Here is a 24,298-nt window from a genome sequence, read left to right on the forward strand (position 1 = left end):
CTACTTGTTCAGACCCGGGTACAGCGGGTGCTTGTCGGCCAGGGCCTTCACCCGGGCCTTGAGGGCCTCAGCGTCGTAGGACGCCTTCAGCGCCTCGGCGATCACGTCCGCGACCTCGGCGAAGTCCTCGGCGGTGAAGCCGCGGGTCGCCAGGGCCGGCGTACCGATGCGCAGACCGGAGGTCACCATCGGCGGACGCGGGTCGTTCGGGACGGCGTTGCGGTTGACCGTGATGCCGACCTCGTGGAGGCGGTCCTCGGCCTGCTGCCCGTCCAGCTCGGAGTCGCGCAGGTCCACCAGGACCAGGTGGACGTCCGTGCCGCCGGTCAGGACGGAGACGCCCGCCGCCTTCGCGTCGTCCCGCACCAGGCGCTCGGCCAGGATGCGGGCACCCTCCAGCGTACGGCCCTGGCGCTCCTTGAAGTCCTCGCTCGCGGCGACCTTGAAGGCGACAGCCTTGGCGGCCACCACGTGCTCCAGCGGGCCACCCTGCTGACCGGGGAAGACGGCGGAGTTGATCTTCTTGGCCAGCTCGGCCGTGGAGAGGATCACACCGCCGCGCGGGCCGCCCAGGGTCTTGTGCGTGGTGGTGGTGACCACGTGGGCGTGCGGCACCGGGTTCGGGTGCAGGCCCGCCGCGACCAGACCGGCGAAGTGCGCCATGTCGACCATCAGGTACGCGCCGACCTCGTCCGCGACCTTGCGGAACGCGGCGAAGTCCAGCTGACGCGGGTAGGCCGACCAGCCGGCCACGATCAGCTTCGGCTTGCTCTCCTTGGCGAGGCGCTCCACCTCGGCCATGTCGACCTGGCCGTCGTCGCCGACGTGGTAGGGGACGACGTTGTAGAGCTTGCCGGAGAAGTTGATCTTCATGCCGTGGGTCAGGTGCCCGCCGTGGGCGAGGTTCAGACCCATGATCGTGTCGCCGGGCTTGAGCAGCGCGAACATCGCGGCCGCGTTGGCCTGGGCGCCCGAGTGCGGCTGCACGTTGGCGTGCTCGGCGCCGAACAGCGCCTTGACCCGGTCGATGGCGATCTGCTCGACCACGTCGACGTGCTCGCAGCCGCCGTAGTAGCGGCGGCCGGGGTAGCCCTCGGCGTACTTGTTGGTGAGGACCGAGCCCTGGGCCTCCATGACCGCGACCGGGGCGAAGTTCTCCGAGGCGATCATCTCGAGGGTGGACTGCTGGCGGTCCAGCTCGGCGTCGACGGCGGCGGCGACGTCGGGGTCCAGCTCGTGCAGGGGTGTGTTCAGAAGCGACATGCGGTCGGGACTCCTCAGCCGGCGGTGAAGGCGGTGTACTCGTCGGCGGAGAGCAGGTCGGCCGGCTCGTCCGTGATCCGCACCTTGAACAGCCAGCCGCCCTCGAAGGGCGCGCTGTTCACCAGCGACGGGTCGTTGACGACGTCCTCGTTGACCTCGGTGACCTCACCGGAGACGGGGGAGTACAGGTCGGAGACGGACTTGGTCGACTCCAGTTCGCCGCAGGTCTCGCCCGCGGTCACCGAGTCGCCGACCTCGGGGAGCTGGACGAAGACGACGTCACCGAGCGCGTTGGCCGCGTGCTCCGTGATGCCGACCGTCGAGGCGCCGTCCTCGGCGCCCGACAGCCACTCGTGCTCCTTGCTGTAGCGCAGCTGCTGGGGGTTGCTCATGGCCTGAATTCTCCTGTACGCGAGGAAGTGGCTGGTGAAGGGGGTGGTGGGGCGGTACGTCACACGGGGGCGACGGCGCCCGGGACACAGGGGGCCGGTGCCGCCCAGTGTCTACTTCTGGCGCTTGTAGAACGGCAGCGCCACGACCTCGTACGGCTCGTGGCTGCCCCGGATGTCCACACCGACACCCTCCGTGCCCGGGGCCGCGTGCGCGGCGTCGACGTACGCCATGGCGATCGGCTTGCCCAGCGTCGGCGACGGGGCGCCGGAGGTGACCTCGCCGATCACCTCGCCGCCGGCGACGACCGGGTACCCGGCGCGCGGGACCCGGCGGCCCTCGGCGACCAGGCCGACCAGGACGCGGGGCGGCTCGGAGGCGGCGCGCTCGGCGGCCCCGGTCAGCGCCGCGCGCCCGACGAAGTCGCCCTCCTTCTCGAACTTCACCACCCGGCCCAGACCGGCGTCGAAGGGCGTCAGCGCGGTGGACAGCTCGTTGCCGTACAGCGGCATGCCGGCCTCCAGGCGCAGCGTGTCCCGGCAGGACAGACCGCAGGGGACCAGTCCGGCGCCCTCGCCCGCCCGGGTCAGCGCCTGCCACAGCTCGACGGCGTGCTCCGGCTTCACGAACAGCTCGAAGCCGTCCTCGCCGGTGTAGCCGGTGCGCGCGATCAGCGCCGGGACCCCGGCGACCGTGCCGGGCAGCCCGGCGTAGTACTTCAGGCCGTCCAGGTCGGCGTCGGTGAGGCTGCCCAGGATCCCGGGGGACTCCGGGCCCTGCACGGCGAGCAGCGCGTAGGCGTCGCGGTCGTCGCGCACCTCGGCGTCGAAGCCCGCCGCCCGCTCGGTCAGCGCGTCCAGCACGACCTGGGCGTTGGAGGCGTTGGCGACGACCATGTAGTGAGAAGACCCGGCCTCGGTCTCACCGAGGCGGTAGACGATCAGGTCGTCCAGGATGCCGCCGTCCTCGCGGCAGATCATGGTGTAGCGGGCCCGGCCCGGCTTCACGCTGCCGATGTTGCCGACCAGCGCGTAGTTCAGCAGCTCGGCCGCCTGCGGCCCGGTGACGGTGATCTCACCCATGTGCGAGAGGTCGAAGAGACCGGCGCGGGTGCGCACCGCGACGTGCTCCTCGCGCTCGGAGCCGTAGCGCAGGGGCATGTCCCAGCCGGCGAAGTCGGTCATCGTCGCGCCCAGGGCGCGATGCGTGGCATCGAGCGCGGTACGGCGCGGTTCGGTACTGCTCATCGGTCGGTCGTCTCCCAGGACAGGACGTGGCGAGGTCGGTCCTCCCCATCTGTCATCGGAACCTGAGAGGTTCGCCACGGCCACCGGAGTACGGCGATCAGGGCTTGCACCTTGGGTGGGACCGCCGTCGGGGGCGGTCCGCTTTTCAGATGTGCCTCGCCCGCGCGGTAACGGGGCCTGAGAGATTCAAGGGAGGGACTTGCTCCTTCGGCGCCCCGGCGCGGCCGGGGACTCTCCCGCGCGGATTCAAACGGCCGGTATGCAGTTGGCGCCGCCATCATTGCACGCCTGGCCCATCCGTGGCAGACCGTGATCTGTAACCGGCTTGTGGCAGTAAGCGAACGAAAACGCGAGACCCGCGCATTACCTTCTCTTTACACTCGACGGGGAGGTACTCGTGTACCGCCCCAGGGGAGGACGATCACGGTGAACAGGACCACGGCGTACGCCACGACCTCCGGACTCGCGCTGCCCAAGCAGCCCGCCGCTCCGGCCCCCGAGGCATGTGCCCCACTGACCGCACCCGTCGTCCGCGACCTGAGGGACCGCGACGGCCGCAGCCCGCACGCCCTGCTCTTCGGACCCCGGGACCTGGTGGTGATCACCGGCCTGCCCGGCAGCGGCAAGTCCACGCTGATGCGGCGCACCGTGCGCGGCGGCCGCATCGACTCCCAGGACACCCGCGACCGCTGGGAGCGCCGCATGCCGCGCCTCCTGCCGTACGCGCTCTACCGCCCCCTCGTCCGGCTTGCCCACTACGCGGGGCTGCGCCGCGCGCTGCGCTCCGGCGAGGGCGTCGTCGTGCACGACTGCGGCACCCAGGCCTGGGTGCGCGGCTGGCTGGCCCGCGAGGCCCGCCGCCGGGACGGCACCCTGCACCTGCTGCTCCTCGACGTCGCTCCCGGCGAAGCCCTGGCCGGCCAGCGCGAGCGCGGCCGGGGCGTCTCGCGGTACGCGTTCCTGCGGCACCGCACGGCCAACTCCCGCCTGCTGCGCGCGGTGACCGAGGGCACCCTGCCCGCCGGCTGCGCCTCCGCGGTGGTCCTCGACCGGGCGGCGGCCGACACCCTCCGCCGCATCGCCTTCACGGGGTGACGCAGGGTAGGGCCCCGGGATCGAACGGGTTAGCCTTTCAGCCACGAACGGCGGTACCAGGCAGGCGGTAGGTAGGCAGATGGACTTCCCGGCACAGACGCACCCCCACCCGCACGGCGGATGGCCAGGCAACGAGCTGGAGGAGGTGCTGTCCGCCTCCCTCGGCATCCCGTCGGCCGGTGGCCGGATCGTGGAGGTCCTCGGCCGCAGCTTCCTGTGGATACCCCTGCCGAACGGCGGCGGCCCGCACAGCGGCCCCCTCGACCTGCCCTCGCTGGAGATCGACGGGCAGGCCTATGTGCCGGTGTTCAGCTCGGAGGAGCAGCTCCGCCAGGTCGCCGGGGCGCACATGGCGTACACCATCGCCCCCGCCGCGGAGTTCGCCCGCGGCCTGCCCCCGCAGGTCGGCATCGCGGTGAACCCGGAGGGCGTGGTCGGCATCCCGCTGCCGCCGCCCGCCGTGGCCGAGCTGTGCCGGGCCGGACACACCCCGCTGGACGGGCCCTCCTCCGGCGGCCGGGTCCGCCTCTTCGAGCCGGACTGGCAGGACGACCCGGTGGACTTCCTGGCCGCGGCCTCCGCCGAGTTCGCCGCCATCGGCGTCGTCCGCAGCGCGCGCCGCTGCCTGGCCGCCGTCGAGACCGCCGACCCGGTCCTGTTCGTCGGCGTCGAACTCACCCACTGGGAGGGCGACGCCCGCGCCCTCCCCCTGGACGCCCTCGGCCGCGCCCTCGCCACGTCCCCCCTGAAGTGGCAGGTCAACCTGATCCTCCTGGAAGCGGCCCAGGACCCGGTCTGCGACTGGATGCGGGAAAAGGTCCGCCCCTTCTACAACGGTGACTTGTAAACACCGGGTGGGAACACCTGCCCAGGGGCGCCGGGAACTGCGCGACAGGCCACGACGCACCCGCACCCGCAAGACGACAGCACACCCCGAGCTGGAAGGCCCCCCGCACCCGGCGGAGCCTTAAGCTGGTTCCAACACCGGGGGAACTTCTCGAAGGGGCGATACGCGTGAGCGCCAGCGGCACCACGACCGGACAGGTCGAGCACATGCTGCGCCAGGTGACGCCCGGGCGCTACGACGCCTACGAGGCCCTGCTGCGCGCCCTCGCCAGCCCCACCTCCGGTCAGGTCTGGATGCTGCTGTGGCACGGCCAGGCCGGCTCCCCGGACGCCCAGTACGGGAACATGGAGGTCGAGGGCTACGGCTACGCCCCCTGCGTGACCTCCGCCCAGGAGCTCTCGGCCAGTGGCTGGAACCGGTCGTACGAAGTGGTCGACGGCCTGGAGGTCGCCCGCGCCCTCTACCCGGACCACTACGGCCTGTGGCTCAACCCGCACGCCCCCGGCGGCGGTGTCGGCATCCCCTGGCTCGACCTGCGCCGCATCGCCTCCGGCCTGGACCGGCAGCCCGCCGGGCCCCTGCGGCTGTCCGAACCGGCCATCGAGATCCCCCAGTTCTACGCCCTGCTCGCGCAGAACGCCCACCGCACCCCGGCGGTCCGCGCGCTGCGCCGCGCCTGGGTGCAGCCGGCGCTGGGGGCGCCGTACCTCGCCATCGGCCTGGACGTGTACGACACCTCCCCGCCCGCCGTCGACGCGGTGCGCGCGATGATGCAGCAGTCCGTCGGCGCGGTGCCGGACGGGCTGCCGGTGTCGACGGTGGCGATGACCGACGCCCACGACCCGGTCGCCCTGTGGCTGCGCGCCAACGCGCGCCCGTTCTACGACCGCGAGGCCCACGCGGCGGCCCCCGCCCAGGCGCCGGCGGGCGGGTACGGATACCCTCCGGCCGGTAGCCGGTACTGACGGCCGCGGGATCCGCAGGCCCGATGGATACCGCCGGAAGAGGCGATCTTCGCGCGTAGATGAGGGCGTAAAGCGCCTGCTTGTCCCCGATGTCCCAACTCGCCCCTGTCCGGCCCCCGTTACCCACTGTCCGGATAACGGAACACCTCAAACAGCATCACGGTTGCGCATCCATTCCCCGTCAAGTCTGGCTACAGATCGCCAAAGCGTTGAAGACTCCCGCAACAAGGGGTGGATGCTCGCCTCTTTGTACGACGGACTGATCACGCCGCTACAGCGGCAAGTGCGGGCCGGCTACCGCCGGTTGAGAGGGGTCCCTGCCAGATGACGGCACCATTGCACGAGCCGACCGCGGAAGCGGCCCCGAGTGCGGCAGAGGAAGCGGCGGTCGCCGGCGCCGAAGCCAAGTCGGTACAAGGGCGCTCCCTGGGCCGGATCGCCTGGGAGCGCCTGAAGAAGGACAGGCTGGCCCTCGCCGGCGGCATCGTGGTACTGCTCCTCATCCTGGTCGCCGTCTTCGCGCCCCTGATCACCTCCCTGTACGGGCAGGAGCCCAACGCGTACAACGAGGACATGATCGACCCGCTGTTCGGCACGCCCAGGGGCTCCCTGGGCGGTGTCGGCGGCGACCACTGGCTCGGCGTGGAGCCGGTCAACGGCCGTGACATCTTCGCCCGTATCGTCCACGGCGCCCGGATCTCGCTGCTCGTCGGCTTCCTGTCCGCCATGGTCGCCGTGGTCATCGGCACCGTTCTGGGTGTCCTCGCCGGCTTCTTCGGCGGCTGGGTCGACTCCCTCATCAGCCGGATCATGGACGGCCTGCTGGCCTTCCCGCAGCTCCTGTTCATCATCGCCCTGGTCTCCGTGATGCCGGACTCCATGCTGGGGCTGAGCGGCACGGGCGTGCGTCTGCTGATGATGATCGTGGTCATCGGCTTCTTCGGCTGGCCCTACATCGGTCGCGTGGTCCGCGGTCAGACCCTCTCGATGCGTGAACGGGAGTACGTCGAGGCGGCCAGGTCGCTGGGGGCCGGACGGTTCTACATCCTGTTCAAGGAACTGCTGCCCAACCTGGTGGCGCCGATCATCGTCTACACCACGATGATGATCCCGACCAACATCCTCACCGAGGCGGCGCTCAGCTTCCTGGGCGTAGGCGTCAAGCCGCCCACGTCGTCCTGGGGGCAGATGCTCTCGAGCGCGATCGACTACTACAAGTCGGACCCCATGTACATGGTGGTCCCCGGTGTGGCGATCTTCATCACCGTTCTTGCCTTCAACCTCTTCGGTGACGGCGTGCGCGACGCGTTGGACCCGAAGGGTTCCCGCTGACCTGCCGTACCGCAAAGCGACCCGTGGCACCTGCACGGGGTCTCTCATCTAATCCGGAGGATCCGAGATCGTGACTACCCAACGCACCTCAGGGCGGCGCAAGCAGGCTTTGGCCGCTGCCGCAGTGGTCGCCGCGCTGCTGACCACGGCGGCGTGCGGCGGCGGCGGCGACGACGGCGGCAGCGGTTCGAAGAACGGCGCGGCCGGCTTCGACGCAGCCAACAACAAGGTCGCCCAGGCCTCCGAGGCCAAGAAGGGCGGCACGCTGAAGTACGCCAGCACGCAGGACGCCGACTCGTGGGACACCACGCGCGGCTACTACGGCTTCATGTGGAACTTCTCCCGCTACTACAGCCGCCAGCTCGTCACGAACAAGACGGAGCCGGGCAAGACCGGCGCCGAGGTCACCCCCGACCTCGCCACCGACGTCGCCAAGGTCTCGGCAGACGGCAAGACCTACACGTACACCCTGCGTGACGGCATCACCTGGGAGGACGGCAAGCCGATCACCTCCAAGGACGTCAAGTACGGCATCGAGCGCGTGTGGGCGCAGGACGTGCTGTCCGGCGGTCCGACGTACCTCAAGGAGGTGCTCGACCCCAAGGACGAGTACCAGGGCCCGTACAAGGACAAGTCCAAGGACAAGCTGGGTCTGAAGGCGATCGAGACGCCGGACGACAAGACGATCGTCTTCCACCTGCCGCAGGCCAACTCGGACTTCGAGGAGATGCTCGCGCTGACCTCGGCGTCCCCGGTCCGCCAGGACAAGGACACCAAGTCCAAGTACGGCCTGCACCCGTTCTCCTCGGGCCCGTACAAGTTCGAGTCCTACAACCCGGGCAAGGACCTGACCCTGGTCCGCAACGCCGAGTGGAAGCAGAGCTCGGACCCGGTCCGCAAGGCGTACCCGGACAAGGTCACGATCAAGTTCTTCACCAACGCCAACGACCTGGACGCCCGTCTGATCGCCGGTGACTACGACATCGACCTGGCCCAGACCGGTCTGTCCCCGCAGGGTCGCACCACGGCGCTGAACGAGCACAAGGAGAACCTGGACAACCCGGTCTCGGGTTACATCCGGTACGCGGCCTTCCCGCAGAACGTGAAGCCGTTCGACAACATCCACTGCCGCAAGGCCGTGCTCTACGGGGCCGACCACGTCTCCCTGCAGACCGCGCGCGGTGGCCCGGTCGCCGGCGGCGACATCGGCACCAACATGCTGCCGCCCGCCGTCCCGGGCTCCGAGGGCCAGAAGTACGACCCGTACGAGATGGCCGGTGCCAACAAGAAGGGCAACATCGAGAAGGCCAAGGAAGAGCTGAAGGCCTGCGGCCAGCCGAACGGCTTCAAGACCACCATCGCGGTCCGCAACAACAAGCCGGTCGAGGTCGCCACCGCCGAGTCCCTCCAGGCCTCGCTGAAGAAGGTCGGCATCAACGTCGAGATCGACCAGTACGACGGCTCGCAGTACGCCAGCGTCATCGGTAGCCCCACGAACGTGAAGAAGAAGGGCTACGGCATCATCATCATGGGCTGGGGCCCGGACTTCCCGTCCGTGCAGGGCTACGGTCTGCCGCTGTGGCACAGCGACTACATCCTCGACAGCGCGAACAACAACTTCGCGATGATCGACGACCCGAAGATCGACGGTCTCTTCGCCGACTACCTGACCGCGAAGGACGACGCGGGCAAGGAGAAGATCGCCACGGAGATCAACCACAAGGTGATGGAGGGCGGGTACTACCTCCCCTTCGTCTTCGAGAAGTTCATCAACTGGCGCTCCAGCAACATCGCGAACGTGTACACCACCGACGCCTACAGCGGTATGTACGACTTCGTGAACATCGGCCTGAAGAACCCCAAGAAGTAACCGGTACACCCGCCGTACGGCACGAAAGGCAGGTGAAGGCCGGCGCGGCGTGACCGCGGGCCGTCGGAAGACCTCCGGCGGCCCGCGGGACGCAGCGGGCCGCAACCCGTGCTCGCTTACCTCATCAGGCGGCTGTTCGCCGCCGCAGTGATGCTCGTGGTCATCATCCTGGTGGTCTTCTGCATCTTCTTCCTCGTCCCCAAGTGGGCCGGGGTCGACATCGCCCTGAACTTCGTCGGCAAGCAGGCGGACCCCGCCGCCGTCGAGGGTGTGCGGGAGAAGCTGGGTCTGGGCGACCCGGTCTTCGTCCAGGCCTGGGAGTTCTTCAAGGGCATCTTCGCGGGTCGCACCTACGCGGCCGGCGGCGACGTGACCCACTGCGCCGCGCCCTGCTTCGGCTACTCCTTCAAGACCGAGCAGTCCGTCTGGCCGGTCCTGACCGAGCGCTTCCCGGTGACCCTGGCCCTCGCGCTCGGCGCTGCCGTGCTGTGGCTGATCTTCGGTGTGGCCGCCGGTGTGCTCTCCGCCCTCAAGCGCGGCACGCTGTGGGACCGCGGCGCGATGGTCGTCGCCCTGGCGGGTGTCTCCCTCCCCATCTACTTCACCGGCCTGCTCAGCCTGGCGATCTTCTCCTACGGACTGGGCTGGATCGACGGTGAGTTCGTGCCGCTCGAGGAGAGCTTCGGCGGCTGGATCGGCGGCATGATCCTGCCCTGGATCACGCTGGCCTTCCTGTACGCCGCGATGTACGCCCGGATCACCCGCGCCACCATGCTGGAGATCCTCGGCGAGGACTACATCCGCACCGCGCGGGCCAAGGGCCTCAAGGAACAGGTCGTCATCAGCAAGCACGCGATGCGCTCGACCCTGACGCCCCTGCTCACCATGCTCGGCATGGACCTCGGCGCCCTGATGGGCGGCGCGATCCTGACCGAGACCACGTTCAGCCTCCCCGGCCTCGGCCAGAAGGTGCTGGACGCGATCCAGAACCACGACCTGCCCTTTATCCTGGGCGTCGTCCTGATCACTTCTCTCGCGGTGCTGATCGCCAACCTCGTGGTGGACGTCCTGTACGCCGTGATCGACCCCCGAGTGAGGCTCGCATGACCGAACTGAGCAAGAGCGGGGCAGCGGTGGGCGAGCCCACCGGTGCCTCGCCCGCGCCGACCGCCTTCCTGGAAGTACGCGACCTCAAGGTCCACTTCCCGACCGACGACGGCCTGGTCAAGTCCGTCGACGGGCTCTCCTTCCAGCTGGAGAAGGGCAAGACCCTCGGCATCGTGGGCGAGTCCGGCTCCGGCAAGTCGGTGACCTCGCTCGGCATCATGGGCCTGCACACCGCCGGCCAGTACGGCAAGCGCAAGGCGCGGATATCCGGCGAGATCTGGCTGGACGGCACCGAGCTGCTGTCCGCCGACCCCGACCACGTGCGCAAGCTGCGCGGTCGCGAGATGGCGATGATCTTCCAGGACCCGCTGTCCGCGCTGCACCCGTACTTCACGATCGGGCAGCAGATCGTGGAGGCGTACCGCATTCACCACAAGGTGGACAAGAAGACCGCCAAGCGCCGCGCCGTGGAGATGCTCGACCGCGTCGGCATCCCGCAGCCGGACAAGCGGGTGGACAGCTACCCGCACGAGTTCTCCGGCGGTATGCGCCAGCGCGCGATGATCGCGATGTCGCTGGTCAACAACCCCGAGCTGCTGATCGCGGACGAGCCGACCACCGCCCTGGACGTGACCGTCCAGGCGCAGATCCTCGACCTCATCCGGGACCTGCAGAAGGAGTTCGGCTCCGCGGTCATCGTCATCACCCACGACCTGGGCGTCGTCGCCGAACTGGCCGACGACCTCCTGGTGATGTACGGCGGCCGGTGCGTGGAGCGCGGTCCGGCGGAGAAGGTGTTCTACGAGCCCCGGCACCCCTACACCTGGGGCCTGCTCGGCTCGATGCCGCGGCTCGACCGCGACCAGCAGGAACGCCTCATCCCGGTCAAGGGCTCGCCGCCCTCCCTCATCAACCTCCCGTCCGGCTGCGCCTTCAACCCGCGCTGCCCGTACGCCGACGTGCCCAAGGACGACGTCACCCGCACGGTCCGCCCCGAGCTGACCGAGGTCGGCAGCAAGCACTGGGCCGCCTGCCACATGTCGCAGGAGCAGCGGGAGCGTATCTGGACCGAAGAGATTGCGCCGAAGCTGTGAGCGACCAGGCAGAGGACAAAGCGGTGACCATCCCCGCACAGACCAGCGGCACCACCCTCACCAAGGACGCCGGTCCCGGCGAGACCCTGCTGAAGGTGACCGGGCTGCAGAAGTACTTCCCGATCAAGAAGGGCCTGCTGCAGCGCCAGGTCGGCGCGGTCCGCGCCGTCGACGGCATCGACTTCGAGGTCAAGGCCGGCGAGACGCTGGGCGTCGTGGGCGAGTCCGGCTGCGGCAAGTCGACCATGGGCCGGCTGATCACCCGGCTGCTGGAGCCGACCGCGGGCAAGGTCGAGTTCCAGGGCAAGGACATCACCCACCTCGGGGTCGGCGGCATGCGTCCGCTGCGCCGCGACGTGCAGATGATCTTCCAGGACCCGTACTCCTCGCTGAACCCGCGCCACACCATCGGCACGATCGTCAGCGCCCCCTTCAAGCTCCAGGGCGTCCAGCCCGAGGGCGGGGTCAAGAAGGAGGTGCAGCGGCTGCTGTCGGTGGTCGGCCTCAACCCCGAGCACTACAACCGCTACCCGCACGAGTTCTCCGGCGGCCAGCGCCAGCGCATCGGCATCGCCCGCGCGCTCGCGCTCAACCCGAAGCTGGTCGTGGCCGACGAGCCGGTCTCGGCGCTCGACGTGTCGATCCAGGCCCAGGTCGTCAACCTGCTCGACGACCTCCAGACCGAGCTGGGTCTGACGTACGTGATCATCGCGCACGACCTGTCCGTCGTGCGGCACGTCTCGGACCGCATCGCGGTGATGTACCTCGGCAAGATCATGGAGCTGGCCGACCGCGACCTGCTCTACAAGGCGCCGATGCACCCGTACACCAAGGCGCTGATGTCGGCCGTCCCGATCCCGGACCCGGCCCGCAAGTCGGCCAAGAGCGAGCGCATCCTGCTCAAGGGCGACGTGCCCTCGCCGATCTCGCCGCCGAGCGGCTGCCGCTTCCACACCCGGTGCTGGAAGGCGACGCAGATCTGCACGACCACCGAGCCGCCGCTCAAGGAACTGCGGCCGGGCCAGCAGGTGGCCTGCCACCACCCGGAGAACTTCGAGGACCAGGCCCCGCAGGACGTCGTCCTCCTCAGCGCCGCCAAGGAGGCCGCAGAGCTGGTGTCCGAGGAGGCGCTGGCCGAGTCGGCGGCGACCTCGGCGGCGGTGGCCGCGGAGGTCGAGGCGTCCGAGGCCGCGAAGACCGAGGCGACCGGGACCGAGGCCGCGAAGACTGAGGCGTCGGAGACCGAGGCTTCCGGGACCGAGGCCGCGAAGACCGAGGCGTCCGGGGCCGAGGCGTCCGAGGGCGCCGTGTCGGACGGTGACGAGCCGGCCGCCGAGGGGTCTCCCACCGAGGAGCCTCCCGCCAAGGAGAAGTGACCTCGTCCACCTCGCCCGACAGCGAGCCCCTGCCTTCGTTTGTAAGGCAGGGGCTCGCTGTCGAGTAAGAATAGAAGGGTGTACGAGCAACTCTTCAGCCCCACCGTCCAGCACACGCTCGACCTGGTCGGCATCTTCGTCTTCGCCATCTCCGGCGCGCTGCTGGCCGTACGCAAGAACTTCGACGTCTTCGGCATCGCCGTCCTCGCCGAGGTCACCGCGCTCGGCGGCGGGCTGTTCCGGGACCTGGTGATCGGCGCGGTGCCGCCCGCCGCCTTCACCGACCTCGGGTACTTCCTCACCCCGTTGCTGGCCACCCTGCTGGTCTTCTTCCTCCACCCCCACGTGGAGCGCCTCCAGACCGGCGTGAACATCTTCGACGCGGCCGGGCTCGGCCTGTTCTGCGTCGCCGGCACCACCAAGGCGTACGACTACGGCCTCGGCCTGACCGCCTCCGCCTGCCTGGGCCTGACCACCGCGGTCGGCGGCGGCGTCCTGCGCGACGTGCTCGCCAACGAGGTGCCCTCACTGCTGCGCTGGGACCGCGACCTGTACGCCGTCCCGGCGATCGTCGGCTCCGCGATGGTCGCGCTGTGCATCCGCTACGAGGCGCTCACCCCGTTCACCAGCGGGCTCGCGGTCGTCACGGCCTTCGTCCTGCGGCTGCTCGCGCTGCGCTTCCACTGGCGGGCACCGCGCGCCTGGAACCGCCGGTCGACGGTGGTGGAGCGGGACTGACCCCCGGCTCGCTTCAGGGCCGCGGCATGTCCTTGACGAAGACGACGCCGTCGACCGAGTCCAGGTGGGCGGGATCGAGCGGGGCGTAGCCGAACCAGGGGGACACCCGGGGTGCGGGCCGCGGGTCGCCGAGGGCCTCGGCCAGTCGTCCGGCGTCGACGACGCAAGGGTCCCGCGGAAGCGCGTACAGGAGCCCCTCGACGGTGTCCGGCGGCGGGGTGTCCACCCCCTGGTGCCGGATCGTGCCGAGCGCCGTGGCGACGAAGGCGTACTCCCCGCCGAGCCGGGCGCCGACGAGGGCACCGGCGCTCCACCATTCCACCGGCCCCTGCCACATCCGCATCGAACTCTTCTCGCGCTGGAGGTGGGCGTTGTGGGCGTGGACCAGCGTCGGCCCCCGGTCGGCGAGCGCGAGGAGGTTGTCGGCCATCATCCGGTCCCGCACGCCCAGCAGCCGGGCCATGCGGGCCGGGGAGGTGTCGGCCATCCAGTAGTGGTACGTCAGCAGCCCGGTGGCGGTACGTCCGTGCAGACGCGCCCGGTCCCAGGCGTCGCGCGAGGCCGTCGCGAGCAGGTGCGGCGTCTGCTCGTCGAGCAGCGACACCAGGTCGGCGGCGAGCGTCCGCAGCTCCCCGGCCTCGGCCGACCGCCCCACGGACCGTGCCGGGTCCGTCATCGCCTCGGGCTCGGTCCACCGGTCGTCGGCCCCGAGCAGGCGGTCCAGTGTCCGACCGGTGCAGGGGAGCAGGTCCGCGTCCACCCGTGCCGAGAGGTACCCGTGCAGCGCGGTGAGCGCCTGCCGGGGGCTCGCGGCGCCGGTGATCTCCAGCGGGCCGTCGAAACCGGCGAAGCGGAGCCGCTCGTGCGCGGGCCGGTCCTCGTTGTAGGCGCGCATCCGGCGCACCAGCTCCCGGTTGGGTGCGCTCGGGCCCCAGGGGTGGCTGAACCCGTGCGCCACGACCTCGTCGAGGGTGCCGGTGCCCCAGGTGACGTAGTCGTCCACGACCAGCCCCCGCAGGCAGTCGCTCTCGATCGCGATCGTCCGGTAGCCGTGCCGCTCGACGAGTTGCCCGAAGACGTCGTTGCGCACGTCGAGCAGGGTGTCCTCGCCGTGGGTGGGCTCGCCGAGGGCGAGCAGCCGGGGCGGGGCCGGCCGCAACCGCATGACGGCGGCGGCGTCGAGGGGACGGGCGATGTCCTGGATGCGTTCAGCCATGGCTTCAACGGTATCGTTGAACCTTCGGTTGAGACTTTGTGCTTGGGAGCGTGGGATTGGTGGCCGCCAACCTTCAAACAGGGGTAAGCCTCAGGCCCGTCGATCTGGCCCGCGCGCACGGTCTGTCGGCGCAGGCGGTCAGGAACTACGAGGCGGCCGGCATCCTCCCGGCCGCCGCTCGCACGGCCCACGGATACCGCCGCTACACCACGCTGCACGCCAGGGCCCTGGCCGCGTTCCTCGCCCTGGTGGCGGGCCACGGCCACGGGACGGCGGCCGCGGTGATGCGGGGCGTGAACGAGGGCGCGCTCGACGAGGCGTTTCGGCTGATCGACGAGAGCCACGCCCAGTTGCTCGACGACCGGCGGACACTGGAGGCCGTGGAGGGCGCGCTACGGGACCTGGTGCCCGAGTCCGACGGGGGTGCGCCGGGGCCGACGGGCGGATTCATCGGGGCGCTCGCGGGGGAGCTGGGCATCCGGCCCGCGACCCTGCGCAAGTGGGAGCGCGCCGGCCTGGTGCGCCCACGTCGCGACCCGGCGACCGGATACCGCCGCTACGACGCGGCCGACGTCCGGGACGCCCGCCTCGCCCACCAGCTCAGGCGGGGCGGCTATCCGCTGGAGCGGATCGCGTCCGTGCTCGCCCGGGTGCGGTCGGCCGGAGGGCTGGAGCCGCTGGAGGCCGCCCTGCGCGAGTGGCACGACCGGGTCTCCGCCCGGGGCCGGGCGATGGTGACCGGGGCGGCGGAGCTGGAGACGTATCTGCGCACGCGCGAGCGAGAAGAGAAAGCTACCGCTTAGTAGTTTCCTGTTGTACCGTGCAGGCATGCCAGAAGCAGCCTCCGCAGCGGCCACCCGGGCCACCATCGGCGACAGCGAGTTCGACCGCGACACCGCCGTCACCCCGCGCGCCCCCGGCGTCTACGACCTCGTCCTGTCGGCCGGCTGGACGATCATCAACGCCGTCAACGGCGGCTATCTGCTGGCCGTCCTGGGCCGGGCCCTCGGCGACGCGCTCCCGCACCCCGACCCCTTCACCATCTCGGCGCACTACCTCACCGCCTCCCGGCCGGGCCCGGCGGTCGTGCGCACCGAGACCGTCCGCACCGGGCGCACCCTCTCCACGGGCCAGGCCTCCCTCTTCCAGTACGACGACGAGGGCGACGAGGTCGAGCGCATCCGGGTCCTCGCGTCCTACGGCGACCTCGGCACGCTGCCCGACGACGTCCGCACCTCGGCGAAGCCGCCCGCGATCCCGCCGCTCGACCAGTGCTTCGGCCCGGAGGACGGACCCGCCCCCGTCGAGGGCAGCTCGGCCATCGCCGACCGGCTGATGCTCAAGCTCGACCCGGCCACGCTGGGCTGGGCGCTGGGGCAGCCCTCGGGCCGGGGCGAGATGCGGGCCTGGTTCGGCCTCGCCGACGGCCGCGACGCGGACCCGATCTCGCTGCTGCTCGCGGTGGACGCGCTGCCTCCGACCGCCTTCGAGCTGGGGCTCAAGGGCTGGGTGCCGACGGTCGAGCTGACCGCGCACGTGCGGTGCCGCCCGGCGCCGGGCCCGCTGCGGGTCTCCATCACCACCCGCAACCTCGCCGGCGGCTTCCTGGAGGAGGACGCCGAGGTCTGGGACAGCGCCGACCGCCTGGTCGCCCAGTCCCGCCAGCTGGCCCGGGTCCGGCTCGGCTGACCCGGGAGTTCCTCAGTCCAGCCAGTGCCTGCGGCCGACGCTGATCAGCCGCAGTTGCCGCCGGGCCGTCTCGACGGCCCGGCGGCGTTCGTCTTCCGGGGCGTCCAGGGTCTCCAGGAACAGGGACGCCGTGATCAGCATCTGGTCGACGTAGAGGCCCGCCAGCATGCGCAGATCGGTCTCGCTCCAGCCCGCCGCCGACGCGTCCGTGGCCAGCTCGGCCCGCACCTCCTCGGCGAACCGCGCCAGCTGCTCCCGTATGGCCCGGCGCACCGGCTGCACCCCGCCGTGCCGCTCCCGTGCGACGAAGCGGACGTGGGCCGGGTGCGCGGCCACATGACCGGCGATCAACTCGACCGCGCGGGCGATGCGTTCGTCGTCGTCCTCGCCCGGTGACATCGTGGTCCGGATCATCGGGTGCAGGCTGCCCAGCGCCTCCTCGACCAGCGCCACACCGAGATCCGCCGTGGAGTGGAAGTGCCGGTAGAAGGCGGTCGGGGCGACGCCCACGGCGCGGGTGACCTCACGCAGTCCCAGGCTGCTCAGGCTCTGCTCCTCCAGCAGGCCGAGCGCCGCGTCGAGGAGCGCCTGCCGGGTCTTTTGCTTCTGCGCCTGCCGAACGCCGGGAGTGTGACTCATGCCATGCAGTTAACAACTGTTCTCCGGAATTGAAAAGCCGTGCGGCGCGCTAGACTAGAAAGTCAGTGAACAACTGTAACCACAACCGTTCACCGAAGATTGGGGGATCCGCTCCATGCTGTTTCTCGTCGTCGCACTCCTGCTCCTCGGTGTGGTCCTGGGCGCCGTCGCCCACGCACCGCTCACCTTCTCCGTCGCGGCCGGTCTGGTCATCGCCGTCTGGCTCGGCATCTTCGCGGTCCGCGAGCGGCACGGCCGCCGACGGAGCACCTCCGCCCACTGACGCGCGCCCACCGGCGCACGGTCCACCGACGCACGGCAGGGAGAACACCATGCAGCTCACCGCACCGGCCCACCGCGGCACCGACACCACCCGCACCACCCGTCGGGTCGGTATCCACGACACCGACGGCATGGCCGTCGCCTCGTTCGTCCTCGGTCTGCTCGGCCTGCTCGTCCTCAACGTCTTCCTCGGCCCGATCGCCATCGCCCTGGCGGGCATCGCCCTGTGGCGCGGCACCGCCCGCCGCGGCCGGGCCCTCCTCGGCCTCGGCCTGGGCATCGCCGACCTGCTGGTCCTGGTGGCGTTCATGTCCGCCGACAACACCATGTCGTGGAGTCTGTGAGCCACCGCGCCCTTCGGTCCCGGCCGTCGGGCGAAGAGACCGGCCTTGGTCTGAGACGGGGCGGAACCGCCCCGTAGAATCGGCCGCACCATGGCTTACCTCGACCACGCCGCGACGACCCCGATGCTTCCCGAGGCAGTCGAGGCACTCACCGCGCACCTGAGCGTCACCGGCAACGCCTCTTCCCTCCACGCGTCCGGCCGCCGGGCGCGGCGCACCGTCGAGGAGGCCCGCGAGACCCTCGCCGAGGCGCTCGGCGCCCGCCCCAGCGAGGTGGTCCTCACCTCCGGCGGCACCGAGGCCGACAACCTCGCCGTCAAGGGCCTGTACTGGGCCCGCCACGACGCCGACCCGGCCCGCACCCGGGTCCTGGCCAGCCCCGTCGAGCACCACGCGGTCCTCGACGCCGTCCACTGGCTCGGCGAGCACGAGGGCGCCACCGTCGAGTACCTGCCGGTCGACCCATACGGCCGGGTGCACCCGGAGACGCTGCGCGAGGCCATCGCCCGCGACCCCGGCGACGTCGCGCTCGCCACCGTCATGTGGGCCAACAACGAGATCGGCACGATCATGCCGGTGCGGGAACTCGCCGACGTGGCCGCCGAGTTCGACGTGCCGCTGCACGCCGACGCGGTCCAGGCCGTCGGCCAGCTCCCGGTCGACTTCGCCGCCTCCGGGCTCGCCGCCATGACCGTTTCCGGCCACAAGATCGGCGGCCCCTACGGCATCGGCGCGCTGCTGCTGGGCCGGGAGTACACCCCGGTCCCCGTCCTGCACGGCGGCGGCCAGGAACGCCACGTGCGCTCCGGCACCCTCGACGTCCCCGCCGTCGCCTCCTTCGCGGTCGCCGGCCGCCTCGCCGCCGAGCAGCACGAGTGGTTCGCCCGCGAGATCGGCGCCCTGCGCGACGACCTGGTCGACGCCGTCCGTACGGCCGTCCCGGACGCGATCCTCGGCGGCGACCCGTCGCCCGGGGGCCGCCTGCCGGCCAACGCCCACTTCACCTTCCCGGGCTGCGAGGGCGACTCGCTCCTCCTCCTGCTCGACGCCCAGGGCATCGAGTGCTCCACCGGCTCCGCCTGCACCGCGGGCGTCGCCCAGCCCAGCCACGTCCTGCTGGCCGCCGGAACCGACCCCGACCTGGCCCGCGGCACCCTGCGCTTCTCCCTGGGCCACACCTCGACCGAGGCCGACGTGGAGGCGCTCGCCAAGGCGATCGGCCCCGCGGTGGAACGCGCCCGGGCGGCGGGGCTGTCGTAAGGGTGCAGGCCCTGGTCGGCGTCAGGCCCGGGTGGCGGGGTCAGACCTCGATCGGCGGGGTCACGCCTTGGTCGGCGGCTTCGACGGGGTGCTCGTGGCCGCCCGCCGCACCAGCTTCAGGTACCGGTCCCAGTCCCAGTGCGGCCCCGGGTCGGTGTGGTCGGTGCCCGGCACCTCCACGTGGCCGAGGATGTGCTTCCGGTCCACGGGTATGTCGTACCGCGCGCAGATCCCCGCCGTCAGCCGCGCGGAGGCGGCGTACATCGCGGCGGTGAAGTCCCGCGGGCGGTCCACGAAGCCCTCGTGCTCGATGCCGACACTGCGTTCGTTGTAGTCGCGGTTGCCCGCGTGGTACGCCACGTCCAGCTCGCGGATCATCTGGGTGACGCGCCCGTCCTGCCCCACGATGTAGTGCGCGGCCGCCTTGTGCCCCGGGTCCTGGAAGGCCCGCACCGCACTGTCGAAACTGCCCTGCGTGACATGGACGATCACCATGTCGATGCCGAAGTCGTCCGGCCGGTCCGCCCGCCGCCAGTTCGCGTCCGACGCCGCCACCCAGCGCGCGCCCGCGAAGTCGACCGCCCCCTCCTCGCGGGGTCGCTCGACGCCCGGCACGCGCCACCACAGCCGGGACAGCTCGTCACGGGCCAGCACGCCGGTGCCCACGGCCGCCGCCGCACCGCCGACGATCAGCGCGCGGCGGCCGATGCGCCGGTCCGCGTCCCCGGACCCGCCCGGTGTGGACCCGCTCGTGGATCCCTGCTTCGCCCCCATACGATCTTCAACGCCTACGCGCGCGCTCCGGTTCCCGCCTCCCCGTACTCTGGAGGGGCTATGACTGACACTCCGCAGCGCACCCGTCCCCTCCGCGTCCTCGCCGCCATGTCGGGCGGAGTCGACTCCGCCGTCGCCGCCGCCCGCGCGGCCGAGGCGGGGCACGACGTGACCGGCGTCCACCTCGCGCTCTCCGCGAACCCCCAGTCCTTCCGCACGGGCGCCCGGGGCTGTTGCACCATCGAGGACTCGCGCGACGCCCGCCGTGCCGCGGACGTCATCGGCATCCCGTTCTACGTGTGGGACCTCGCCGACCGCTTCCGGGAGGACGTGGTCGAGGACTTCGTCGCCGAGTACGAGGCCGGCCGCACCCCCAACCCGTGCCTGCGCTGCAACGAGAAGATCAAGTTCGCCGCGCTGCTGGACAAGGCGCTGGCCCTCGGCTTCGACGCCGTCTGCACCGGCCACTACGCGCAGGTGATCCTGCGCGAGGACGGCGTCCGCGAGCTGCACCGCGCCTCCGACATGGCCAAGGACCAGAGCTACGTCCTCGGGGTCCTCGACGACCGGCAGCTCGCCCACGCGATGTTCCCGCTCGGCGACACGGTCACCACCAAGGACGAGATCCGCGCGGAGGCCGAGCGCAGGGGCCTCGCGGTGGCCAAGAAGCCCGACTCGCACGACATCTGCTTCATCGCCGACGGCGACACCCAGGGCTTCCTGGCGGACCGTCTCGGCAAGGCGGAGGGCGACATCGTCGACGAGGCGGGCAACCGGCTCGGCTCCCACGAGGGCGCGTACGGCTACACCATCGGCCAGCGCAAGGGCCTCAGGATCGGCACCCCGGCCCCCGACGGCAAGCCGCGCTACGTCCTGGACATCTCCCCGGTCGACAACACCGTGACGGTCGGCCCGGCCGAGGCGCTCGACGTCGACGCCCTGCGCGCGATCAAGCCCCGCTGGTGCGGCGCCGCCCCCACCGGCCCCGGCACCTACACCGCCCAGCTCCGCGCCCACGGCGGCGAGACCGGGGTACGGGCCGAACTGGTCGACGGCACCCTGGAGGTGACGTTCACCGAGCCGGTGCGCGGCGTCGCCCCCGGCCAGGCGATCGTGCTGTACGACGGCACCCGCGTGGTGGGCTCGGCGACGATCGCGTCCACCACGCGCGCGACGGCCGGCGCGGCCTGAGCCGTCGGCCGGGGCGCACGGCGGCGACCGCCCAGGCGTCGGCTCACCCGGCGAGGAACTCCGCCAGCACCGGCGCCAGTACGCCCGGCTCCACCATGTGGGTCTGTCCGGGCACGGTGCCGTAGGTGCCCTCCGGGGCCGCCTCCGCGATCGCGCGGGCCGCCTCGTGCCACCACGCGTCGCTCGCGCCGCCCGCGAGGACCAGCAGGGGAGCGCTGATCGAGGCGATCACGGACGTGGGCACCCGGCTGTCGCCCAGCACGGCGTCGTCGTACGCCAGACTCGGCGCCACCGACTCCATCCCGGCCCACATGGGGGACTGCCGGGCACCCCGGATCATCTCCTCGCCCAGCCCGGTGTGCCGCAGGAACAGCTCCACCGCGTCCCCGCGCCGGCCCTGCCCCAGCACCTCGGTCAGCCGCTCGGTGTACTCGGCCGCGGCCCGCGCGGCGGCGTCGTCCATGGCGTACGGCACCTCGTACACGGCGACGCGGCGCACCGGCAGGCCGCTCGCCGCCGCCCGGAGCACCAGCGCGCCGCCCGAGGACATGCCGTACAGCGACGCCTCGCCGCCCACCGCCTCGATCAGCGCCGCCAGGTCCTCGATCTCGCGTTCCACCGCGTAGGGCGCGGTGTCGCCGCTCTCGCCGCGCCCCCGGCGGTCGTACACGGTGACGTCGAAACGCCCCGACAGCGCGGCGGCCAGCGGCGCCGTCGTGGCACCCGTCGACATCGCGCCGCTGACGAGCACGACCGCCGGTCCCCGTCCGGAGCGTTCATGGGCGATGCGGGTGCCGTCACGCGAAACAGTCGTCTTCTCCATGCCTGTGCAGACTGCACCACGGCACGGAATTCATCGCTCAGGACACCTCGACGTCGTAGAAGCAGAGGTGGTCCTTGATCTCCGCGACCTCCGGCTTCGGGTCCGGGTACGCCCAGACCAGGTCCGCCGCGTCCGGCAGCGACCAGTAGGACGCGTCGCCCTTGAAGGGGCAGTGGGTCTGCGTGTCGGACGGCGTCAGCAGGTCGAGGCGTACGTCCCGGGGCGGGATGTAGTACCGGTCCGGCAAGCCCGTCTCGTGCAGCACCAACGCCCCGTCGCTCTCCGCCAGCACCTGCCCGCCGTGCACCACGCGCACGTGCCGGCCGCTTGGTTCGACGGTGATGATGTGTCCCTTGAGTCCCTTGGTCACGGTCGTCCTCCTGGTGGCAGTGGTCTCCGTCACGTCACTACAGCGTCCCCGGCGGCCGGGTTCTTCCCCTCCGGACCGGGCCGTACGGTGGAGGCCATGAGAATCTGCGTCTTCCTCTCCGCCGCCGACCTCGACGAGCGCTACACGGGCCCCGCCAAGGAGTTCGCCGAACTGCTCGGGAAGGGCGGGCACACCCTCGTCTGGGGCGGCTCCGACGTCGGCCTGATGAAGGTGGTCGCCGACGGCGTGCAGGAGGCCGGCGGACGGCTGCTCGGGGTCTCGGTGGACTTCCTGGCGGACAGGGCGCGCGAGGGCGCCGACGAGATGGTGATCGCGAAGGACCTGGCCGAGCGCAAGCGGCTGCTGCTGGAGAAGGCCGACGCCGTGGTCATCATGGTGGGCGGCACCGGCACGCTCGACGAGGCCACCGAGATCCTGGAGCTGAAGAAGCACGGGCACACCGACAAGCCGGTCGTCCTGCTCAACACCGCCGGCTTCTACGACGGCCTCAGGGAGCAGTTCCGCCGCATGGAGGACGAGGGCTTCCTGCCCCGCCCCCTGACCGAGCTGGTGTTCTTCGCCGAGGAGCCGGTCGGCGCGCTCGCCTACCTGGAGGAGAGCCAGGGCATCGAGTAGGACACCGGTGGTGCGAGCATGGCGGGCATGGCTACACATGTGATCACCGGAGCGGGCTCCGGCATCGGCGCGGCCGTCGCCCGCCGCCTGCACGAACGCGGCGACGAGATCGTGCTGCACGCGCGCAACGCGGGCCGCGCCAAGGAACTGGCCGCCGCGCTCCCCGGCGCGAAGACCCTGGTCGGGGACCTCGCCGACCCGGGCAAGCTGTCCTGGGCCCTCTCCCACCAGAGCCTGCCCGACCGGGTGGACTCGCTGCTGCACATCGCCGGGGTCGTCGACCTCGGTGCGGTCGGCGACCTCACCCCGAAGACCTGGCTCAACCAGCTGAACGTCAACCTGGTCGCCCCCGCCGAGCTGACCCGCCTGCTGCTGCCCCAGCTCCGCGTCGCCCAGGGCCAGGTGCTCTTCGTCAACTCCGGCTCCGGCCTCAGCGCCCACGCCGGCTGGGCCGCGTACGGCGCCTCCAAGCACGGTCTGAAGGCCCTGGCCGACGCCCTGCGCCAGGAGGAGCACGCGAACGGCGTCCGCGTCACCTCGGTCTACCCCGGCCGCACCGCCAGCCCCATGCAGGCCAAGGTCCACCAGCAGGAGGGCAAGGAGTACGACCCCGCCCAGTGGATCGACCCCGAGTCCGTCGCCACCACGATCCTGATGGCCCTGGACCTCCCGAGGGACGCGGAGGTCAACGACCTGACGGTGCGCCCGGGGCGGTGATCCAGCCACGCGCCCCTGCGTAGGCTTGCCCCGTGAACGACAACTTCGCCCCCGCCACCGGCGTCGGCAGCCTCCCGGGCCACGACGCCCGCGAGGCCGCCAAGACCGCCACCGGCAGCTTCGAGGACTTCCCCTTCCTCCCCGAGCTGCCCGCCCGCGGCCCCGGCGCCGACATGATCGGCCGCACCGCCGGCATGCTCGTCGAGCTGTACGCGCGCGTGGAGCCCAGTGGCTGGCGGCTCGGCGACCGGCCGGGGCGGGACACCAAACGGGCCCGGGCCTGGCTCGGGCAGGACCTCGACGCCCTGGAGGAGTTCACCCAGGGCTACGAGGGCCCGCTCAAGGTCCAGGCCGTCGGCCCGTGGACCCTCGCCGCCGCCCTGGAACTGCGAGGCGGCGAGGCGGTCCTGTCCGACCCCGGCGCCTGCCGCGACCTCGCCGCCTCGCTCGCCGAGGGCCTGCGCCTGCACCTGGCCGAGCTGCGCCGCCGGGTGCCCGGCGCCCGGCCCGTGCTCCAGCTCGACGAACCCTCCCTCACCGCCGTCCTGCGCGGCCAGGTGCGTACCGCCAGCGGCTACCGCACCCACCGCGCCGTCGACCGCCAGGTCGTGGAGGCGACCCTCCGCGAGGTCGCCGGGGTGCACGACGGCGGGCCCGTCGTGGTCCACTCCTGCGCGCCGGACGTGCCGTTCGCCCTGCTGCGGCGGGCGGGCGTCGCGGGCGTCTCCTTCGACTTCTCGCTTCTCACCGAGCGTGACGACGACGCGATCGGCGAGGCCGTCGAGGGCGGCACCCGGCTCTTCACCGGTGTCGTGCCGGGCACGGACACGGCATTGTCGGACCCTGCCGGTAGCGTCATGGGTGTCAGAACGCTGTGGCGCAGGCTGGGGCTGCGTCCGGAGCTGCTCGCGGAGGCGGTCACCGTCACTCCGGCGTGCGGACTCGCGGGTGCCTCCCCGGACTACGCCCGGCGCGCGCTCGCCCACTGTGCCCGGGCGGCAAGATCTCTCGCGGACAACCCAGAGTAACGGGA

General features: G+C 71.5%; 26 protein-coding genes and 2 riboswitches. Of the genes, 18 read left to right on the plus strand and 8 right to left on the minus strand.

Annotated features, from left to right (window positions below; genetic code table 11):
* From glyA to gcvT, 3 genes are all read right to left on the minus strand, one after another.
* Complete coding sequence (gene glyA / locus BZZ08_RS18290; RefSeq protein ID WP_104633322.1) at positions 1-1,263, minus strand: serine hydroxymethyltransferase; 1,263 nt, start codon at positions 1,261-1,263, stop codon at positions 1-3.
* A 14-nt stretch (positions 1,264-1,277) separates the two neighbouring features.
* A complete protein-coding gene (gcvH, locus tag BZZ08_RS18295) occupies positions 1,278-1,655 on the minus strand; it encodes a glycine cleavage system protein GcvH (protein ID WP_104633323.1) in 378 nt (125 codons plus the stop codon).
* Positions 1,656-1,766: 111 nt separating this feature from the next.
* Positions 1,767-2,900 (minus strand): glycine cleavage system aminomethyltransferase GcvT, encoded by a 1,134-nt coding sequence (gene gcvT / locus BZZ08_RS18300; RefSeq protein WP_104633324.1) that lies wholly within the window; start codon positions 2,898-2,900, stop codon positions 1,767-1,769.
* A gap of 39 nt (positions 2,901-2,939) precedes the next feature.
* A riboswitch (glycine riboswitch) is annotated at positions 2,940-3,055 on the minus strand.
* A riboswitch (glycine riboswitch) is annotated at positions 3,056-3,149 on the minus strand.
* A 177-nt stretch (positions 3,150-3,326) separates the two neighbouring features.
* On the opposite strand from gcvT, the gene BZZ08_RS18305 reads away from it, so the two are divergent.
* The 9 genes from BZZ08_RS18305 to BZZ08_RS18345 all read left to right on the plus strand — a co-directional run bounded on the left by BZZ08_RS18305 (position 3,327) and on the right by BZZ08_RS18345 (position 13,324).
* A complete protein-coding gene (locus BZZ08_RS18305) occupies positions 3,327-3,995 on the plus strand; it encodes an AAA family ATPase (RefSeq protein WP_104633325.1) in 669 nt (222 codons plus the stop codon).
* A 79-nt stretch (positions 3,996-4,074) separates the two neighbouring features.
* Positions 4,075-4,842 (plus strand): enhanced serine sensitivity protein SseB, encoded by a 768-nt coding sequence (locus tag BZZ08_RS18310; RefSeq protein ID WP_104633326.1) that lies wholly within the window; start codon positions 4,075-4,077, stop codon positions 4,840-4,842.
* Positions 4,843-5,009: 167 nt separating this feature from the next.
* Positions 5,010-5,807: an enhanced serine sensitivity protein SseB C-terminal domain-containing protein gene (locus tag BZZ08_RS18315; protein ID WP_104633327.1), complete on the plus strand. Its 798-nt coding sequence runs from the start codon at positions 5,010-5,012 to the stop codon at positions 5,805-5,807.
* A 324-nt stretch (positions 5,808-6,131) separates the two neighbouring features.
* A complete protein-coding gene (locus BZZ08_RS18320; protein WP_104633328.1) occupies positions 6,132-7,139 on the plus strand; it encodes an ABC transporter permease in 1,008 nt (335 codons plus the stop codon).
* Between the two features lie 70 nt (positions 7,140-7,209).
* Positions 7,210-9,009, plus strand: a complete 1,800-nt coding sequence (locus BZZ08_RS18325) for an ABC transporter substrate-binding protein (RefSeq protein WP_104633329.1) — start codon at positions 7,210-7,212, stop codon at positions 9,007-9,009.
* 108 nt (positions 9,010-9,117) lie between these two features.
* The gene (locus BZZ08_RS18330; RefSeq protein ID WP_104633330.1) at positions 9,118-10,116 is read left to right on the plus strand and encodes an ABC transporter permease; all 999 of its coding nucleotides are present in this window, start codon (positions 9,118-9,120) and stop codon (positions 10,114-10,116) included.
* Positions 10,113-11,210: an ABC transporter ATP-binding protein gene (locus BZZ08_RS18335; protein WP_104633331.1), complete on the plus strand. Its 1,098-nt coding sequence runs from the start codon at positions 10,113-10,115 to the stop codon at positions 11,208-11,210. The genes BZZ08_RS18330 and BZZ08_RS18335 overlap by 4 nt, the downstream gene beginning before the upstream one ends.
* A gap of 23 nt (positions 11,211-11,233) precedes the next feature.
* The gene (locus BZZ08_RS18340) at positions 11,234-12,586 is read left to right on the plus strand and encodes a dipeptide ABC transporter ATP-binding protein (protein ID WP_241965506.1); all 1,353 of its coding nucleotides are present in this window, start codon (positions 11,234-11,236) and stop codon (positions 12,584-12,586) included.
* A gap of 78 nt (positions 12,587-12,664) precedes the next feature.
* Positions 12,665-13,324 (plus strand): trimeric intracellular cation channel family protein, encoded by a 660-nt coding sequence (locus BZZ08_RS18345; protein ID WP_104633333.1) that lies wholly within the window; start codon positions 12,665-12,667, stop codon positions 13,322-13,324.
* A 13-nt stretch (positions 13,325-13,337) separates the two neighbouring features.
* On the opposite strand, the gene BZZ08_RS18350 is transcribed toward BZZ08_RS18345, so the two are convergent.
* Positions 13,338-14,540, minus strand: coding sequence for an erythromycin esterase family protein (locus BZZ08_RS18350; protein WP_104633334.1), 1,203 nt, complete (start codon positions 14,538-14,540; stop codon positions 13,338-13,340).
* Positions 14,541-14,599: 59 nt separating this feature from the next.
* Here BZZ08_RS18350 and BZZ08_RS18355 point away from each other — a divergent pair, with 59 nt between their 5' ends.
* Positions 14,600-15,343: a TioE family transcriptional regulator gene (locus tag BZZ08_RS18355; protein ID WP_104633364.1), complete on the plus strand. Its 744-nt coding sequence runs from the start codon at positions 14,600-14,602 to the stop codon at positions 15,341-15,343.
* A gap of 25 nt (positions 15,344-15,368) precedes the next feature.
* Positions 15,369-16,229, plus strand: coding sequence for a thioesterase family protein (locus BZZ08_RS18360; protein WP_104633335.1), 861 nt, complete (start codon positions 15,369-15,371; stop codon positions 16,227-16,229).
* 12 nt (positions 16,230-16,241) lie between these two features.
* Here BZZ08_RS18360 and BZZ08_RS18365 read toward each other — a convergent pair whose 3' ends face one another.
* Positions 16,242-16,868, minus strand: coding sequence for a TetR family transcriptional regulator (locus BZZ08_RS18365; protein WP_104633336.1), 627 nt, complete (start codon positions 16,866-16,868; stop codon positions 16,242-16,244).
* A gap of 115 nt (positions 16,869-16,983) precedes the next feature.
* Between BZZ08_RS18365 and BZZ08_RS18370 the strand changes: the two genes are divergently transcribed.
* The 3 genes from BZZ08_RS18370 (at position 16,984) to BZZ08_RS18380 (ending at position 18,754) form a co-directional block, all read left to right on the plus strand.
* Positions 16,984-17,151 (plus strand): hypothetical protein, encoded by a 168-nt coding sequence (locus BZZ08_RS18370; RefSeq protein ID WP_087807106.1) that lies wholly within the window; start codon positions 16,984-16,986, stop codon positions 17,149-17,151.
* Between the two features lie 49 nt (positions 17,152-17,200).
* Positions 17,201-17,494, plus strand: a complete 294-nt coding sequence (locus BZZ08_RS18375) for a DUF4190 domain-containing protein (RefSeq protein WP_104633337.1) — start codon at positions 17,201-17,203, stop codon at positions 17,492-17,494.
* Positions 17,495-17,584: 90 nt separating this feature from the next.
* Positions 17,585-18,754, plus strand: coding sequence for a cysteine desulfurase family protein (locus BZZ08_RS18380; protein ID WP_104633338.1), 1,170 nt, complete (start codon positions 17,585-17,587; stop codon positions 18,752-18,754).
* 60 nt (positions 18,755-18,814) lie between these two features.
* On the opposite strand, the gene BZZ08_RS18385 is transcribed toward BZZ08_RS18380, so the two are convergent.
* Positions 18,815-19,528, minus strand: a complete 714-nt coding sequence (locus BZZ08_RS18385) for an N-acetylmuramoyl-L-alanine amidase (protein ID WP_104633339.1) — start codon at positions 19,526-19,528, stop codon at positions 18,815-18,817.
* 60 nt (positions 19,529-19,588) lie between these two features.
* Between BZZ08_RS18385 and mnmA the strand changes: the two genes are divergently transcribed.
* The gene (gene mnmA / locus BZZ08_RS18390) at positions 19,589-20,719 is read left to right on the plus strand and encodes a tRNA 2-thiouridine(34) synthase MnmA (protein WP_104633340.1); all 1,131 of its coding nucleotides are present in this window, start codon (positions 19,589-19,591) and stop codon (positions 20,717-20,719) included.
* A gap of 43 nt (positions 20,720-20,762) precedes the next feature.
* Here the strand turns inward: mnmA and BZZ08_RS18395 are convergent, their stop codons facing one another.
* Both BZZ08_RS18395 and BZZ08_RS18400 read right to left on the minus strand, forming a co-directional pair.
* A complete protein-coding gene (locus BZZ08_RS18395) occupies positions 20,763-21,542 on the minus strand; it encodes an alpha/beta fold hydrolase (protein WP_104633341.1) in 780 nt (259 codons plus the stop codon).
* Positions 21,543-21,579: 37 nt separating this feature from the next.
* Positions 21,580-21,912, minus strand: a complete 333-nt coding sequence (locus BZZ08_RS18400) for a DUF427 domain-containing protein (RefSeq protein WP_104633342.1) — start codon at positions 21,910-21,912, stop codon at positions 21,580-21,582.
* Between the two features lie 96 nt (positions 21,913-22,008).
* Here BZZ08_RS18400 and BZZ08_RS18405 point away from each other — a divergent pair, with 96 nt between their 5' ends.
* Genes BZZ08_RS18405 through BZZ08_RS18415 form a run of 3 tightly spaced genes read left to right on the plus strand, consistent with a single transcriptional unit; the run spans position 22,009 to position 24,293 of the window.
* Complete coding sequence (locus BZZ08_RS18405; protein WP_198601557.1) at positions 22,009-22,548, plus strand: LOG family protein; 540 nt, start codon at positions 22,009-22,011, stop codon at positions 22,546-22,548.
* 27 nt (positions 22,549-22,575) lie between these two features.
* Positions 22,576-23,265, plus strand: coding sequence for an SDR family oxidoreductase (locus BZZ08_RS18410; RefSeq protein ID WP_198601558.1), 690 nt, complete (start codon positions 22,576-22,578; stop codon positions 23,263-23,265).
* A 32-nt stretch (positions 23,266-23,297) separates the two neighbouring features.
* A complete protein-coding gene (locus BZZ08_RS18415; protein ID WP_104633345.1) occupies positions 23,298-24,293 on the plus strand; it encodes a methionine synthase in 996 nt (331 codons plus the stop codon).
* The last annotated feature ends 5 nt before the right edge of the window (positions 24,294-24,298 follow it).

It is taken from the genome of Streptomyces sp. MH60 (assembly GCF_002939385.1).
In the GTDB taxonomy this organism is placed as follows: Bacteria; Actinomycetota; Actinomycetes; order Streptomycetales; family Streptomycetaceae; genus Streptomyces.